This window comes from Phorcysia thermohydrogeniphila (assembly GCF_004339575.1).
Taxonomy (GTDB): Bacteria; Aquificota; Aquificia; order Desulfurobacteriales; family Desulfurobacteriaceae; genus Phorcysia; species Phorcysia thermohydrogeniphila.
The window spans coordinates 126,230-143,313 of the sequence record NZ_SMFV01000001.1 but is presented as its reverse complement, the minus strand read 5'-3'; the positions used below and the strand labels follow the sequence as shown (position 1 = coordinate 143,313).

Sequence of the window (17,084 nt, the reverse complement as noted above, 5' to 3'; positions counted from 1 at the left end):
GACTTTCTTACAGGGGAAATATATCAACGTTTCCGTTTGCTCTATTCTAACGGTTACTACAACAAATGTCAATTTGTTGTGGTCAAGTAAGCCATCTGAGTTCACTCTACTGAGCGTCAGACACGCTACTAGAGTCGTAGGTTGTAATCTTCTGTAGTATAGCCATCTTCTTTTTCTCAATTACCTTGCCGCAGGTTTCGGGGCTTGAATCAACTTTTCTAAGGAAGAGGGCTTTCTCTTCAGAGTCAACTTTTGCTCCAAGTCTAAAGAGGAAAGAAGCTGCCTGTGGAGCTCCCGCCAGTGTAGCCTTGTAAGCCAAGCAAAAGCCCAACTCAAAATCGGTCTGCACAAACTCCTTGGCCAGTAAGAAGTAAACTCTACCTATTACTCTATTCCTTAAAAGCAGTTCTTTCCTTAAGTAAGGTAGAAGAACTCTTAGCTCCCTGTAGCCCGGAACGTATCCCCCTTCAATTGCCATCTCCATATACTTGGCAGACTCTTTCAATCTGCCAGCCAAGAGTTCTACTTTTGAGAGTAGGACAAAAGCCTTAACCCTATTCTTTTCTTCACTGCTTAAGAGGAGGTACTTCCTAGCAAGTCTAAAGGCCTCTTCTGGACGTCCGATAGTAAAGAGGAGCTTGGCAGCCCTGTAGTAGGCCTCGGTACAGTTCCTTGAAAGGGCAACCTTGTAGTGGTGAAGGGCTTTATCAAAATCTACAAGCTCGTTCCCGTAGTCTCCCTCGTAAATTGCTCCAAGCCTTAAAGATGCTGAGCAGTATCCTTTCTCCTCAAGGAATCGGAAGTGTTTAACAGCCTCCCTTTCGTTTCCGTGCTCCAAAAGGTAGAGCGCCAGCCTCCTAACAGCCGGAACGTATTTCTGCCTTGCTGCTTCCTTAAGCCACTTTAACCCTTCTTCCTCATTTCCGTACTTAAAGTAGAGCTCCGAAAGGGCAAACATCGCCTTTGGCACTCTTTTTTCCTTTGCGTAGTAGTAGAAAACTGCACCGGCCAGCTCGGGGTTTTCTCTTTCTTTCTCAAGGGCAAGTTCTATCTCTGCCGAAGAGCTCCCCAGAGTACAAGCTTCCTCCAAATTTCCTTCCTCTAAAAGTTCCTTAGCCTTAGACCTTTTTGGACTTTCTTCACACCTTCTAAGGTCTAAAAGGGCTGCCTTTACCCCCTTTTCGGCAAAAAGATGGATAATCTCCAAGTCCTTACAGCGTTCACCTTTTAGCGTCCATTCAATCCTCTTATACCTATACTCTGCCTCAAGGCTTGGGAAAGCCCTTTCGTACCACTCCTGAGCCCTTCGGAAGAGGAGCTCCCTATCTCTTTTGAGTCCCAGCCTGAGAAGAAAGTAATCCTTAGCAGTGCCTGCCTTTTCTAACGGACAAAACGTAAATTTCAGCTCCCGTGCTCTCTTCTCATAGATTTTCCCAAGAAGCAGCGCTGCTTCCTTTTCACCCGTTTTACGGTAGACCTCCCTTAGGAGACCTTCCGCCTCACTTTCACGACCGGTACGGAGGTAAACCTTTGCAAGCCTCAAACCAGCCAAAGTGACTCCACGGGAGTAAGCCTCCTTAAAGTACTTTTCCGCTAAGTCATCTTTTCCAAGTTTTAAATAGTGACTTCCCACGTCAACGAGAACCTTGGGGTTATCCTTGGTCAGCTCAAGGAGCTCTCTTATCTCCCCCTCCTCTATCCTCCCCAAGGTGAGTTTCAGCTTTAAAAGGGCAACTTTTGCTGGTAAGTCTCCGTTTTCTGAGGCCCTTTTTAGCCACTTTAAGGCTCTTTCGTGGTCTCCCAAGCTCTTGTAGAGGTAACCGAGGGCCTTTCCAGCTTTCAGGTAACCAAGCTCATAGGCCTTTTCGTAGTAATAAGCAGCATCTTCTCTTTTGGAGTTTGGCAGTTTTCCTTCCGCTATAAGTTTCCCCATTAAGTAGTAAGCCTCTGGAAAACCGCGCTTGACTAAGGGTTCTAACTCTTTCCTTGCTTCTTCTGTCTTTCCTGCAGAGTAGTAAAGCTTAGCCCTCTCCAAGCTTGCACACGAAGCCAAAAGAATACTTCCAACCGCTAAGGAAACTGTCAGTAAAAGAAACTTCTTCCTCATCACCAGTACCTCTTTAAACGGAGAGAAACGGCGTAGACTTTATCCCTGTCAAGCTGACCGTCAAAAGCCCCTCCGGCTACAAAGAGGCTTCCGGTTAAAAGGTACCTCCACCTGCTCTTTCCCGTTGTAAGTTCACCGTCAAGCATCAGGTCAATCTCGTAGCCAAGGTCCTTGCTTCCGCTCTTTGGAGCTACAAAGTAACGGGAAAAGGAAGTACCTCCTGAGGAATCGTAGCGGAGGTACTTTAATAGGTTAAACTCCAGCCAGTTCTTTGGAAGAAACCTGTAGCCTCCAAAGAGGGAAAAAATTACTAAGTTATTCAGGTCAGGATTTGCAAGTTCTCCGTAGTAGCGAACTCTGTTCTTACCAAAGAGCTTTTCTCTGGAAGTGGAAAGTCTCGGAAGGTAGAAGGCCCTTTCTTCTGAAGGAGTATTACTTCCCTGTCCGAGTGCTACCCTTGCACCGACACCTTTATTGTTTATAACCATTTTACCGCCAACTTCCATTCCAAAACCGTTCACCTTGCGGTAGGAGGTTGAGAGGACCTCCTTGTAGGCGGTGCACTCCTCTTCAAGCACTTGCGCAAACCCCCTTTTTCCCCACATGTAGGCCACGTCAAGCCAGTAGTAGCGAACTCTCTTCCTTCCAAATTTACCGTTCAGCCTAAGACCTACCCAGTTTAAACTTTCCTTTTCCTTAACTCCGCTCCAGACCGAAACTTCAGAACTTCCAAAATCTCCCCTCTGCTCTCGCAGGAAAAAGAACCTCAAGTGGTGGTTGTAGAAGTACTGGTAGTCAAGAGTTCCTATGAGGTAGGCGTAGCCGTCCAAGTTTATTCTCTCCTCAGTGTTACTTATCCTTGAATCGCCAAGTCTCTTCCCTGCAAAGAGGAAACCACTTAGAATGGAGTCCCTATACTCCAGCCTAACTCCGTCAACGTAGTTGTAGAACCAGAAGCCTCTTTCCTCAACCAGAGGAACCCTTCCAACAAGAGCACGGAAGCCGGAGTAGGGAGGCTCGGCCAAAAGGTAGAAGTATCTGACGTCTCCCCAAGTTTTGTTCCTGCTTGTTTCCTCGTAGGACTGATAGCCTGTTCCTACGTAAACGTCACCAAAGAGTCTAACCGACTCAAGAATAGGCCAAGACCCCCTCACTCCTACCTTTGCGGTTAGCTCCTTCCCGCGCCTTTCACACCCACCTTTAATTTCCATCCCGCCAACTGAAAGACCGTCAAGGAAGAGGTAGTATTTAAGGAGCTCCTTCTTAGTTTCCCTTTCTACACTGGCGACTTCCTTTTCCCTCTCCACCGTTTCTTCCTGTCTGGGGCTGAATTCAACGGTAATCCTTTCTTTCCTGTAAGGTTTTGTCCTCCTTAGAAACTCTTCTACTGAGAGGAAGTCCTTTGCGAAAGAGAGAGGGCGCTTTTCCTTTGAACTCTGGCTGGGACAGACAAAAAGGGGGTCACCCTTAGCAACAGAACAGAGGGTAAAAAGAGGAAAGATTAGCAGGAAGAACTTAGTCACCCTCAAAGTATTTCCTCCAGAAGTGGTTAATTTCTTTCTCTACGTTGAGCTTCATCTTCTCAGTTCTGAAGAGGTTTATTTCCCTGATTCTCTGCTCAAGTAGAGGTTTAATTAGCTCAAAATCCTTTTTGGCAGAGTCTCTTAAGACAAGATTCCACGTTTCAATTATCTCCCTGTTCCTCTCAAAAAAGGTAAGGGCTTCTGTGCTGTTTTTTTCATACTCTTCTGTAGCTCTCCTTAGCTGCTCCTCTTCCCACTGGAAGAATCTTACAAATCTCTCATTCTTTTTCTCTATTCTTCCCTTTACCCTTTTTAGCTTGTTCTCAAGGGCCTCTTTAGTAAACGTCTTTATGTCCTTACTTAAGAAATCGTAGCAACTTTTAGCCCCTAATACGTGAAATCTCTTCCTGAAAGAACGGAGCTTAGACTTTAAGAGTGGATTAACGGTCTTAGGGCAGCAAGAGAGCTCCTCCTTCCAGAGTTCACAGTTCACCAAGAAACCGCTCTCTACCCTTTTAACAGCTTCCTTAAAAGCTCTTTCTATCTCCCTCTGGTCAATTTCTGAAAGCAAGGGAAGGAGAAAGAGAACGTACTTTGACTGAGCGCTACCTAAGAGAGCTCCCTCTGAAAGGAGAACCAAAGCCTCTTTCCTCTGTTCTCTACTCTTACAGGTAAGAAGGATTAAGCCTAAGGAGGTCAAGGCATTGGAGTCACCCTCTATCGCCCTTTTCAGTATCCACTCTACTCCTTGACCCTTTAACTTTTCACAGGGGGAGCTCCCGGTCTCTTCGTTTAGCTTTATGAAACCTATCGGAAGCATTGCCTCCCTGTTTCCGAGCTTTAGAGCTCTCTCCTCAAAGCGCAAAAGGTAAGGAGTAATGTCCGGTATCTCCCTCTTTATCCACTCCTTTCTTCCCTTCCCGGGGACTACTACCGGTTCTTCTTCTTGGGACTTAAGAATTTTACTGGCTAAAAGCCTAAGGTCTCCTCCGAAAGGAACGAAGTCTGTAGAGGCAAAACGGTTCTTAAATACCGCCACTCCTCCCCAAAGGCTCTTTACCTCTCCCCTCATGTTGCCCCTTATCTCGTTCTCCTCTATCCAAGCAGAGGATGCAAGGTGGTAGGGGTCTAAGTAAAGGTTACGGTAGGTCTGGTAGGATATGTCTATTACAGAAACCTCTATCCCTGCACCAGCGTTCCTCAGTATCGTGTTTCCCCCAATTAAGGCGTTAAGGGAGTTCCGCACGTATATACCGTAAGCATTGTTCCTTATTACAGTGTTATTGAGGATTTCATTTCCGTCACTCTCTAAGAGCGAGATTCCCCCTATTCCGTTTCCGAGGATTAAGTTTCCCTCTATGAGAGCTCTTGAGAGCCTGTCCATCATAATGCCGGCACCGTGGTTACCGGCACAGATGTTCTTAAATACCTTTCCCTCTGTAAACCTTGAAAATACAACTCCGTGGGCTTTGTGAGCTCCCTCAAAAATGTTGTACCCAACAATCAGCCCTTTTGACCAGTCGTGGGGGTCAAAGTTGTACTGGTAGTTGCCCCTGAAAACATTCCCAAGAACTACAGCTCCAAGGGTTTCGTTGGAGTAGTAGCCCATGTAGTTGTTCTCTATCGTATTTCCCACTAAGACTACAGCTGGTTCCCTGCTGTTCTCCTTTTCCTCCTTGAGGAAAGAGGAAACGAAAAAGTTTAAAAGGGAGAGGTAGGGCTTTTTCTTGTTCTCCCACCTGTTTGCACCAAGGCCGAAGGAGGAAAAGAGTCCCCTGTATCCGAGCCCCTTTATTGTTGAGGAGACTATCCTAAGCTTGCCGTTCATAACGGCTACTATGTAGGGGCGGGGAGGCTGAGCACCGTAGAGGTAGTAGCTCTTCCTATCAATCTTTCCTATTGGCAGGTAACGGTTGTTCTTGGTGTCCCAAGTAAGGACCGTTGAGTTTAAGATGTAGAGCTCCCCGCTGCACATTATCGGAGCTCCCGGCTCAAAGGCAAGCCTCAAGGTAGAGTCCTTCACTACGAGGGTTGCATTGTTGCCGATAAAGAGGGGAGCTCTAAGAGTGTAGACGTTTTTGCCCTCTTTTGATATGAGGGAAGGGTCTTCAACCTTTCTGTACAGCTCTTCTAAGGAGAACTTTCCTTTAGAAAGGACTATGATTTTTACTCCCTTTTTGTGCCACTTTAGGTAGTACTCCTCAAAGGGAAGAAAGAAAAGTTTCTCTACTGGAAGGACGTAGAGTACTTTCTCGCCGTTGCCCTTTAAGTTAACGCTCTCAATGAGCTTTTCCGGGGAATACTTTTTGAGGAGCTCCTCTAAGGTAGGAACTGTTTCCTCTACCTTTAGCCTCTCAGGAACTACAGTTTCAGGGTTCTCAATCTTGGGAACTATTAACTTTTTCTTGTAGAACTTTTCAAGGAGCTCCGGAGAAATATCCGCGTCCATCAGCGAGGCCCAAACATGAGAGAAAGCGAGAAAGAAAAAGAGAAGAGAAAGAGTTAGCAACCTCGCAGTTTTCACTCCCACCCCCTATAGTTAAGGAAGAACGTTGAATATGGGTTTTAATTTCTGAGGAGTAAGGTCTATCTCAACAGAAACAACTCTACCAATATCGTCAATCGTGCAACTTTCTGGTGGAACATCTATCACCAGCCTATCGTAAACCACCCTTGAAGAAGGAGGCTCTGGGGAAGCCCTGTCTATATCCACTATCCTACCTGTAATCACCTTTCCATCTGGTCTAAGGACCTTTACTTTCTGACCAAGTTTCAACCTTTCAACGTCCCCGTGTAGAACGTGGGCAACGACTCTAATCTTTTCACTTTCAGGAAGCACAGAGATTATGGGGTCTCCTTCTTCAAGGGCGTCCCCGTCGCTAACGTGAACCTCAACCACTTTCCCTGTAACGGAAGAAGGAACAACAAAAGAAACCCTTCCGGGCGCTTTTAGAAAGCCCAAGACTTGACCCTTTTTAACTATATCCCCCTCTTTAACTGGTCTTTTAAACGAGAAGAAACCTCCAACCGGTGTTTTTACAACTTTAAGGGGAGCATCGTAAAAGGCCGAAACCGCCTTTACAAGGTAGACCCGAGAATACAGGGCCTTTAATACAAAGAGAACTCCTATGCCTATAATCGCTAAAAACATAAATAAAATAAAGAGGCGCCTTATAAACTCTTCCAAACCACCTCTCTTAGGTGCTTGAGGCCTCTGAGCTTCTAAGGCCTCTCGTAGGTCCTCTCTGCGGATAATGTTAATGAGCCCGTCTAAGGTAACGATAACCCCTTCAAGAAAAGCCTCTATTACGTCCTGCAGTAGAGAAATCTGGTCGGGCCTTAAGTTAGCGAACCTACAACCTATAGTGCCGTCTGGATTTTTCCTCAAGAATTCAAACTTAACGTCCTTGATTACTGCATCAAAGGTATCAAAAGGTATCACGAAGTTTCCAACTGCCCACTTTTTCTCAAGGTACTCTTCCGGAAGGTCAAAGATTGCACATCCCCCTATTGACCAGTCCTTTAGCCTATACTTCTTGCCGTCCACCTCTACGAAAGCCGGAATTTTGTACCTCGGAAAGTGCCTTGTAGGCTCCGCCTTAAATTTAACTTTGCTGCCACCGCCCTTAACGGCATCTTCCATCTTACCTTCCCCCTAAGGCTTCCGCCAAGTTTACTACGTCCTCCAAGTCAAAGAAACCGACGGAAAAACCAGTTAAGACAAAGAAAACCAAGAACTTTGCAAAAGCTTCTAAGTGAGAGGAAAAGACAACGTAGAGCCTATCAAGTTTTGTCTCTTTACCGGCGAGGACTGTTTTTTGTCTTGTCCACTTCTGTCTGTAGAGGTGACTTGAAATGTAAATTTTTATGAGAGAGCCGTAAATCTGGTTAAAGTAGAGCAGAAACGGCCAAGACATATAGTAGTAACCTCTCTGTATGCCGTAGAAGAGGACAACGGCGTACCTTGTGAAGAGAATCCACCATATATAGGCAAGTAGCACGCCCCCTCCCCATTTTATCTCTGCGAGGATAGCAGCAAGTAGGCCGTAGAGCCCCGTCCACATTGTTACCCTTTGGTCCCTCACCAAGTACCACATATAAGGAGTAGTGATACCTACAGGAATCTTCATGGCTCTGTAGGTTGCCCTGAGGGAATTTCCAAACCACCTTACCATAAGCATCGTTGCCCCTTTAAGGAAGGAAGGGGACGGAGGGTCCTCGTGGGTCCAGACGAGAGTGTCTGGGACGTAGAGCATCTCCCATCCTTTCTTTAAGACGTAGTACCAAGTTGACTTATCGTCTCCCGTTAAAAAGCGTAGCCATCCAATACGCCAGTGCTCTATAAAGTCGTACTGGACAGTGTTTGTAAACTCTGGGTCAAGGAAAAGAACTCCCCTATAGACAGACATACGGCCTGTAAGAGTTTGCACCCTCCTTGATAGGGCAGCAGAGGACATGTAGATGTCCCTCTGTGCAAACCTCAGTTTGTACCACTGCTTGTAAACCGTGTAGGTGAAGTTTTTCTCCTCAAGGATGCAGTCCTCGTCGGTAGTAACCGCCCCGAGCTTAGGATATAGGGCGAACAGTTGGGCACACTTTAGGATGGTTCCTTCCGTTAGGATAGAATCCCCATCAACGAGAGCTACTATGGCCTTCTGAAGTTTTGCCGGTTTCCTAAGGAGAGCTCTGAATGCCACTGCCAATCCGTCCCTTTTTCCAGTTCCGGCAAACCGTACAACTACTAAGGTGGCATTTTCAGGAGGCTGAAGAACGTTCCAAAGTTTCCTGACCAAGTTCTCTTCGGCTTTTTCTACAACAGAAGCTATTAAAGTCGCTTTCATTCCATTTTTCACGCAGTTTATAACTTCCTTGATAGCTGCCCGGTATACCTCTACTGAGATGTGTTCCGGAATCCTATAGGTGGTAACAAGAATAAAAGCGTGCTCTGGAAGTTTTTCTTTTGGGAGTGCTTGAGCCTTTTTTCTTATTCTTGGAAAGTAAACTTTCTTGTAAAAAATTGCCCTGAGGACGTTTACAGTAAGCCACGTGTAACGCCAAACAGCTATTGTTCCAGCCACTATCAGGTACTTCTTAGCCTGAGGATTAAAGTAAACCGGGGGAAGATACAGGGCTAATCCAAGAAGGAATAGGATAAAAATTACATTGTAGGCTACCTGTCTCAAGATCTAAGAACCTCCCTCTTTAGGAGCCTTATCTCCCCTCTACTTTGTGTAACTGTTCGCTGAACATTATACTGGAAAGGAGAAAGCAGAAGAAAGGATATTTGATAAAATGGAAAAAATTGCAAATTTGCGGAGACGTTATGGAACATTACAACCTTTCGCCGGAGCTTAATCCAGAAGAAGACGTGGTTCTCTATCAGGGACATGACCACTTTGTTGTCTACCTTGGAACGAGGGGAGCAGATAGAAATAGGGAATCGGTGGATGTTATATCCTACCTCATTGTTGATAACGGAGAAGCTCTATTAATTGACCCAGGGGGATACCACCTCTTTTCTTACCTCATACAGAAGATTTCAAAGTACGTATCCCTTGATGCAATTAAGTACATCTACTTTTGCCACCAAGACCCAGACGTCTGCGGTTCTCTTCCAATGTGGAAGGATGTGTGTCCGAAAGCCAAAATAGCCATTGGAGAGCTCTGGATACGCTTCCTTCCCCACTTTGGAGTAGAGGACATAGAGAAGAGCGCGTACCCGCTTTCCTCAGAAGGCGGACACATGAACGTTGGCAAAACTCCAATAGAAGTAATCCCCGCTCACTACCTTCACTCTCCCAACCACTTTTCTCTGTATGACCCTGTTTCAAAATTTCTCTTCACAGGTGACATTGGTATAGCATTAGGGAACTTTAAGTATTTAGTAGTAAAGGACTGGCTGTCTCACATTGACCACATCTATTTACCTCACAGAATACTCATGGCAAGCAATAAAGCTTTAAGAGCTTGGCTCAATAGAGTCAGAAAACTGGAGATAGAGGCCATCCTTCCCCAGCACGGAGCAATAATCACGGGAGAAAACGTAAAGCACTTCTTTAAATTTTTGGAGAACTTAAAATGCGGAGTGGACCTGATAAAAGAGTAGTTGATAAGTTATCCAGAGCTCTCTCCGATATTGAGAGAGGAACCCTTTCCATAAGTAGAGCAGCAGATGTAATAGAAAGGCTCGTCAAACAGGTGGAAGAAACGTTCGTTAGGAACAGTGCCATAATCGGAAGAGATGTTGATACCCTTAATTCTATTTCGGAAAACCTCCAGAGTTTCGTCAAAGAGTTCAAACCCATAACGGAGGAAATGGCTAAACTATCTTCTGAATACAACGAGCTCTTAAAGAGCCTTGAGCGCATTAGGAAGTACCTTGAAAACATTGAGAACATAGCAAGCCACACAGAACTCATTGCTATAAACGCTTCAATTGAAGCTGCAAGAGCAGGCGAAAGTGGAAAAAACTTTGCCGTTGTTGCCAATGAAATCAGACATATGGCAAAGGACACCTTTCGCTTTATAAACGGAATAAAAGAGCTTGATAGAGAAATTGATCCAAAGCTCAAGAGCCTCCGTGATAGCGTCATGGCGATGGAAAGGATAAGGGGGAGGATGGATCAGCTCGTTCAGGACATAAACAGGGTAATAGCAATTTCAGAAGAGCTCAGGGCCATAAATGAAGTCCAATCAGAGATAGTTGAAGAAGTGAAGGGACTTTCAGGTATATCGGTAGCTATTAAAAGAATAAATGGAATCTTTAGCAAAACAAAAAAGGAGCTTGTTGAAGGGTTTAAAAGGCTGATGAACCTTAGGTACTGATAGAGGCTTTCAAAGAGTAGATGTTACTTGTTATCTCCTTGCGTTTATCTGTTTCATTAGCAATGTAGGCAGGACAGGGGAAAGTTTATTTGGGTGGTGTTAACTTCTTTGAGTCCTCGTTATTCTTTGTGCTTTTTTGGGTATTTGCAAAAGGAAGGAGGTGTTTTTATTTTTGTTTGTTTTGCCTTAAATTGTAAATTTTTATGGTTAATTTAAAATTCAACCGACACAGAGGACATATAGTTAAAGATTTTTGATGGGACGCACACTTTTACGTAAAATTTTATGGTTAGCGAAAAATTCGGATATAATCTGCTAAAGAAAAAACCGTAACGGAGGACAAGGTTGGAAGTCATCTGGGCTCCATGGAGGCTATCGTACGTAAGTAACGTAACAAAAGGAAAGGAAAAAGGCTGCTTTATCTGTAGAGCAATAGAAGATGACCCTTCAAGGGACAGGGAGAACCTACTTCTCTACAGGGGAAAGAAGGCCATAGTCATACTCAACAGATTTCCCTACAACACAGCACACTTGATGGTATGCCCAATAAGGCACACAGGAGACTTTTTATCGTTACTCCCCGAAGAGCTCGCAGAAATAGACGAACTCTTGAAGCGCTCTATAAGGGCAATAAAACGGGCTTACAACCCAGATGGGTTCAATATAGGATTAAACCTTGGAAAAGTATCTGGCGGCAGCGTTGATACCCACATACACTACCACGTCGTCCCACGGTGGCTGGGCGATACAAACTTTATGCCTGTAACTGCAGGAGTAAAGGTCATTCCCCAATCCCTTGACGAAACCTACGATAGACTTAAGACTTTTTGGGAATAGAGATGCTCCAAAAGCTCTTTAAATTTTTAAGCGGGAAGAAAGATACCTCCTTTTCAGACTACCTTAAAGAGCTCTCAATAAACAGGCAGGACCTTATAAGACATCTACCAGACATAGACATAGATAGTCCTGTTAACGCCTACATCACGTTAGCGATCCTCTTAAAGGAGAAGGGAGAGTACTATAAGAGTCTCAAAATACTTGAAAAACTTAAGGGAGAGAGACTTTCAGAAAACGAGCAGAAGCTCCTATACCTAAACCTTGCACTTACCTACAGGGCAGCAGGTTTCTTGGACAGAGCAGAAAGAGCTCTAAAAGAAGGGATTTCCCTCTTTCCTTCAGAAGGCCTTTTTTACTACGAGCTCGCTTTAATTTACAAAGTCTCAAACAGGCTTGAAGAGGCGGTTAGCCTGCTTGAAAAGGCAGTTGAACTGAAAGGAGAATTTTTAGATGAGCTTGTTCACACAAAGCTCTACTTGGCCGACAGCTACATAGATAGGGGAAGAACGGATAAAGCCTTTCGTCTTTTACGAAAGCTTGATATTCGCGTTCCACTTCCGCTCTTTTACTACGTGATGTCAAAGCTTTACTACGCCGTTGGAGAGAAAGAGAAAGGTTACAGGAAAGCTATCCAAGGGATGAAACTGTCACCCGGCCACGTGGCACCGTTTCTAAAAGTAATTGATGAGTACGAAGGACTATCGGTAGACAAACTCTACGAAATAATCAGAGAAACAGGCACTCTGGCTATTACGGGAAAACTCCTTGCTGAGAAGCTCATTAAGGAGAACAGGAAAGAAGAAGCCCTTGGAATACTTGAAAAGCTAAACGAGGAATTCCCAAACGATGCAAGAGTCAAAGAGCTCTACCTTCGCCTCCTGTGGGAAAGCGGGAAGAGAAAACAGGTCGTAGAGGAGATAGAGAAGTTCCTACTTGACCTTAAAGATAGAAAGAAAGAGTTTAAATGCAGAAACTGTGGATACGAAACAAACACCTTTGACTGGATTTGCCCACGTTGTAGACAGTGGGAAACACTGGAGATAGGCAGTGAAGATTGACAGGGAGCTCCTCAAAGAGCTACTAAGGTCTCTCCGTAAGGGAAGGCTTCACCGACTTCTAAAACTTATCCTACTAAGCCTGTTAGTTTACTTCTCAGTACTGGTAGTAAGGGACTTAGCTGTATTTTACTTTCAGGAAAAGAAAATAACGGGCGTTGAATACTCTGGAATTTCCATCTCATTTAGCAAAGGTGAGGTAACTCTAAAGGTAGAAAAGCTTTTCATCTCAAGGCCTACTTTTAAGCTCAGTGTAAGCCACGCAAAGACCTCCCTAAGGCTCTGGGAGAGTATAAAAAAACTGCACCCTCACTTTTCAGAAATTAGCGTAACTAAACTCCAGATAGAAAAAGCCGTAAAGAAAGAGCGAGAATTCCTCCCGATAGTGGCCGTAAAGCTTCCCTTTTACGTAGAGAGACTAAAGCTGGGAGAACTCCTTTATAAGTCAGGAAAAACAACCCTTCACCTTAAAGGCCTTGAGATAGACGAAAGGAGAGCTCTCCTTAAAGGTATCAAAGGAGAGTCAGGCAACGTAAAGTTCACAGTACCGGAAACTATTGGAACCGTAGAAGGCAACCGCATAACACTGCCAAACTTCACGTTAAAAGTTAATAACCTTACCTACTCGGGAAGAGTCTCTCTCACAAAGGACTTAGAAAACGCTGAACTTAAAGGAACCATAGAGTTTAAAAACATTAAAACTTCTATAAACCTTAGAAAGCTCGGAAACACATTCTCTTTAGAGGGGAAAGTTTCCCTTCCAGAAACTCCTGTAAACTACTCCATCTCAGGAAAAATAGGGAGAGAAATAGAAATACTGAATGGTCTTATTTCCTATCAGGAAGCAAAGAGCTCCTTCTACGGAAGGTTGAACCTAAAAGAGCTCTCCATTAAGGGAAACATTTCAGGAAATAGGATAAGTATCGCAAAGGTAGTAGCTAAGGAAATTAGCGGAAACTACGTTATAGACGGCACTTACTCTTCCCCTAGCCTCTCGTGGCAGCTAAGGGCAAAAGAGTTAAAAACTCCCCTTGCTCCCTTCAGCGATGTTTCTTCAAGAGGAAAACTCACCTGTGATGCCTTAGAGCTCCAAGTTGATTCTACCACTCTATCACTTACCCTCCTGCGCTCTAAAAGCAACACCTCCGGGAGCTTCCACCTTAAAAGATTTAACATAGACAGTCTCTACCCCATCAGCAAAGTAAAGGAAAAGTATGGAAGGTGGATTCCAGAAGTAACTCTCACAGGAAAGGGCGATTTCTCCCTCACAGGAAAGGAGGACTTAAACTACTCTGCAAAGCTCAAAATAGAAAATTTCTTCTTTAGGGGCTTTAAAGATAAAGGCTCCGTAGACCTCAAAGGAAACAGAAAAACTGTCCACTACACGCTCCACTTAGATAAAGTCAACTCTGAAGGGACTATAAACCTTGCAGAGCTCGCAATCAACGCTTCTTTTAGCGGCAACTCCTTACCAATCTCTGAATTTGATTTCCTTCGGAAAATAGGTCTTGAAGGTAAAGCATCCTTCACAGGAAAAATGCAGGGAAGCCTAAAAAATCCGGAAGGACACTTCTCCTTTAGCGTTCCTGACTTCGGATTTAGAGGCGTCTACATAGGAAAGGTAGACGGAAACATCGCTCTCTCTAACTTCCACCTGAAAGTGCAGGGAAAGGCTAAAGAAGAAGACATTACCTTAGAAGAGCTCAGCCTTCACCTTAAAGAGCCTATGGAGCTCCACATAGCCCTACAGGCCAAGGAAATCCCCCTTTCTATGCCGATAGCGGTACTAAAAAGTTTCAAAATTAACCTGCCCTTAGAGCTCTCAGGCATCGCAACAGGAAGCTTTTCTCTTGACTCTAAAAACGTTAAAGACCTAAAGGAGAACATAGATGTAAAGGTAAAAATAGAAAACGCCTCCGGAAGGTATAACTTAGCGAATCTCTCTGGAAGTGCCAAAGACGTCAGTGGCTACATCAACTACATAGATGGAAACCTCTGGGTGTTACTTGCCGGCAAGAACAGGAGAGTTAACTTGCAAGGAAGCGAGTTTACAGAGGGAGAGTTTTCACTCCTACTAAAGAACAAAATACTGAACGTATCATTTAACGGAGTCAAATATCCTAAGATTCCCGAAAGCCTAATATCCGGTACAGTTAGAACCGACCTCGGAAATCAAACAGTAGAGGGCGAGATAAAGGTAAAGGGTAAGTTCGCTAAGAAAGATTTAGTAGCCGAGGGAAGTATTACAACTTCTATATCTGGCACTCTAAACTCCATAACCGCCCAAATAAGCGGAAACGTAAAGGTAAACCATCCCTATCTTTCAGAACCACTTACCTTCAAGGCTCAAGGAATATTAGAAGAACCATCCGGTACCGGCTATCTTGCTCTTGAAAGAGAAAACAGCACTTTAAGGCTCCTTGCCTATAGGAACAAGTTTCACCTGACCGGTATACTAAGAGGTATAGAGTTTAAGACTCCAGCCGGGAGAGTCTTAGTAAAGACATCCTTTATCAACCTGAGCTTAAGTAGCTTAGACGGCCAAATAACAGTACCCGCATTTGAAATAAAGCCAAAGGAGTTTTACAAGCTCTTTTCCATCTCTGGTATATACATAACGCTAAAGGGGGGAAAACCAGAAATCTCAGGGTGCAGGCTCTCCTACACTGACGGCTGGGTTGAGCTTGAGGAGATAAAACTGGAAGAAGGAAAAGTTAGCGGAAAACTGAACGCAGAGACCGGAATAAAAGGCCTCCTTTACCTGAAAGACATAAGGAAAGGAATAAAGTACGTAAAAGGGAACCTCCTACTGCAAGGGAACTTCAAGTACGACAAGGAGCTCCACTACTCGCTCTCCATCTCTGCCAGCAGAGTAGAAGGGAAAGTTGACTATATCCTTGAGAAACTCAACCTCGTCAATCTAAACGGGAAATTAGAAGACGGAAAGCTTAAAGAAATCTCTGCAGAGATTTCTGTTGGTGACGGAAGCATAGTCATTAGCGGAACTCAGGAGGAGCTCATCGTTTCTGTTTCCGAAGTGCCTATAGGGGAGCTCTCTCTGTGGAAAAGCGTAATTTCTGGCAACGGAACGCTAAGGGGTAAAAACTTTTCTGGAAAGTTCAACCTGCTAAAAACAAAAGTGCTCTTTGGGGAAAAGAGTAAAAAAGGCAAGGGTAAGAATTCTCCTGAGCTTCCCATCAAACTCTCCATTAGCTTAAACTTTGCAGACCCTGTTACATTAAAATCTCCAGTATTCCAGATGAAAATACTCCCAAGGCTAAAGGTAGAAACGGTCAATAAGAAACCGGTTATAAGCGGAAGCTTTACGAGTATAGAGGGATCCATAGACTACATGGGAAAGAAGTTCAAGGTTCTATACGGAACTGGGATAATAGACAACTTAGCTGAAGAAAAAGGCTCTGTTGATATACTGGCAAGTACCTACATCTCAGGCTACTACATCTACATGAATATAAAGGGTAGCTTTAAAGAGCCTAAGCTCTTCCTAACCTCAGACCCGCCCCTTACGAGAGAACAGATACTTAACCTCATAATGACAGGAGCAACTCCGGAGCAGATAGAAGAATCTTCGGAACTCTTCCCTGCAGTCCAGATTGCCTACTACGCAACAGCCTCATTCCTAAAACCCTTAGAAAAACAGTTTAAGCGTACCCTAGGACTTGAGAGCTTTTCCATTGAACCTTACATAACGAAGTACGGGGAAACTGTTGCGAAAGTATCCATCGTAAAAAAACTTGGCCAAAGGTTTAAACTAATCGGCTACGAAACGACCGGACAGAAACCGGAGTACGGAGGAAGTCTACAGTACTTTTTAACGGACCGCCACTACCTTGAAACAAAGTACAACAGCTACTACGGAGTAGAGTTCGGTATAGGCATTGAACTAAACATGAGGTAGCAAAGTTGAAGCTGGAAAGAAAGAAAATAGAAAAGGTAGTTAACGAACTCCTTTCAGAAGGAGCCATCCACGAGGAGCCACCAGCCTACGCGCTATACCGCCTAAGGCTTGACGACGGAATAGTCACAATCTACGAATCAGGAAGCGTTGTTTTTGGCGGCAAAGATGGGGAAAAATTAAAAAAGAGGTTTTTAGAGCTCCTCTTTAAAGAAATAGACCTTTCACCAAGGATAGGGTGCGATGAGGCCGGTAAGGGGGAGTTTGTAGGCCCCTTAGTGGTTAGCTGCATATACGCAAACGAAGACTGCATAAAGAAACTCCTCTCCCTTGACGTAAAGGACTCAAAAAAACTACCAAACAAGAAGTTAAAGGAAATGGCAGAGGAGATAAAAAAGCACTGCCACGGATACGTAAAGGTTTTAATGCCTGAAAACTACAACAGGCTTTACAAAAAATACGGCAACGTTAACAGGATGTTAGAGGACATCTATAAAGAGGTTATTGGAAAATTACTAGAAAAATACAAGGTAAAAAGGGTTATAGTTGATAAGTTCAGTGAGAGAATAGAAAACATCCTCAAAGAAAACTTTCCCAACGTAGAATTTAAAGTGGTTCCCAAAGCAGAATCAGACCCTGTAGTTGCAGCAGCCTCAATAGTTGCAAAAGCGGAGAGGCTAAGGAAAATGGAAGACCTCTCTAAGCTTTTAGGATTCCCTCTACCTGAAGGGAACAAGGAAAACAGGGAGCTCCTTTCAAAAATCCCGCCAGAATTGAGATATAAATTTGTAAAAGAACACTTCAAAGTAAACGGAGAGTAA

Annotated in this window: 11 protein-coding genes; 6 read left to right on the top strand and 5 right to left on the bottom strand. The window is 44.2% G+C overall.

Annotation, left to right across the window (positions count from 1 at the left end; all coding sequences use genetic code 11):
• Positions 1 to 106 precede the first annotated feature (106 nt).
• From CLV27_RS00685 to CLV27_RS00665, 5 genes are all read right to left on the bottom strand, one after another.
• On the bottom strand, positions 107 to 2,107 hold the full coding sequence (locus CLV27_RS00685; RefSeq protein WP_132524787.1) for a tetratricopeptide repeat protein: 2,001 nt from the start codon (positions 2,105 to 2,107) through the stop codon (positions 107 to 109).
• Positions 2,107 to 3,630 carry an alginate export family protein gene (locus CLV27_RS00680; protein ID WP_243644842.1) on the bottom strand — a complete coding sequence of 508 codons (1,524 nt, stop codon included), beginning with the start codon at positions 3,628 to 3,630 and terminating at the stop codon, positions 2,107 to 2,109. The genes CLV27_RS00685 and CLV27_RS00680 overlap by 1 nt, the downstream gene beginning before the upstream one ends.
• Complete coding sequence (locus tag CLV27_RS00675) at positions 3,623 to 6,079, bottom strand: right-handed parallel beta-helix repeat-containing protein (protein ID WP_132524783.1); 2,457 nt, start codon at positions 6,077 to 6,079, stop codon at positions 3,623 to 3,625. Before CLV27_RS00675 ends, CLV27_RS00680 begins: the two co-directional genes overlap by 8 nt.
• Before the next feature lie 90 nt (positions 6,080 to 6,169).
• On the bottom strand, positions 6,170 to 7,273 hold the full coding sequence (locus CLV27_RS00670; protein ID WP_132524781.1) for a biotin/lipoyl-containing protein: 1,104 nt from the start codon (positions 7,271 to 7,273) through the stop codon (positions 6,170 to 6,172).
• A gap of 1 nt (position 7,274) precedes the next feature.
• Positions 7,275 to 8,813, bottom strand: a complete 1,539-nt coding sequence (locus CLV27_RS00665; protein ID WP_165863651.1) for a glycosyltransferase — start codon at positions 8,811 to 8,813, stop codon at positions 7,275 to 7,277.
• A 140-nt stretch (positions 8,814 to 8,953) separates the two neighbouring features.
• On the opposite strand from CLV27_RS00665, the gene CLV27_RS00660 reads away from it, so the two are divergent.
• From CLV27_RS00660 to rnhC, 6 genes are all read left to right on the top strand, one after another.
• Positions 8,954 to 9,736 (top strand): oxygen-binding di-iron domain-containing protein, encoded by a 783-nt coding sequence (locus CLV27_RS00660; RefSeq protein ID WP_132524777.1) that lies wholly within the window; start codon positions 8,954 to 8,956, stop codon positions 9,734 to 9,736.
• The gene (locus CLV27_RS00655; protein WP_132524775.1) at positions 9,709 to 10,455 is read left to right on the top strand and encodes a methyl-accepting chemotaxis protein; all 747 of its coding nucleotides are present in this window, start codon (positions 9,709 to 9,711) and stop codon (positions 10,453 to 10,455) included. The genes CLV27_RS00660 and CLV27_RS00655 overlap by 28 nt, the downstream gene beginning before the upstream one ends.
• A gap of 345 nt (positions 10,456 to 10,800) precedes the next feature.
• Positions 10,801 to 11,292, top strand: a complete 492-nt coding sequence (locus CLV27_RS00650; RefSeq protein ID WP_132524773.1) for an HIT family protein — start codon at positions 10,801 to 10,803, stop codon at positions 11,290 to 11,292.
• Entirely contained in the window at positions 11,283 to 12,350 is a 1,068-nt protein-coding gene (locus CLV27_RS00645) for a tetratricopeptide repeat protein (protein ID WP_243644820.1), read from the top strand. The genes CLV27_RS00650 and CLV27_RS00645 overlap by 10 nt, the downstream gene beginning before the upstream one ends.
• Positions 12,340 to 16,266 (top strand): translocation/assembly module TamB domain-containing protein, encoded by a 3,927-nt coding sequence (locus CLV27_RS00640; RefSeq protein WP_132524771.1) that lies wholly within the window; start codon positions 12,340 to 12,342, stop codon positions 16,264 to 16,266. The genes CLV27_RS00645 and CLV27_RS00640 overlap by 11 nt, the downstream gene beginning before the upstream one ends.
• A gap of 5 nt (positions 16,267 to 16,271) precedes the next feature.
• Positions 16,272 to 17,084, top strand: a complete 813-nt coding sequence (rnhC, locus tag CLV27_RS00635; RefSeq protein WP_132524769.1) for a ribonuclease HIII — start codon at positions 16,272 to 16,274, stop codon at positions 17,082 to 17,084.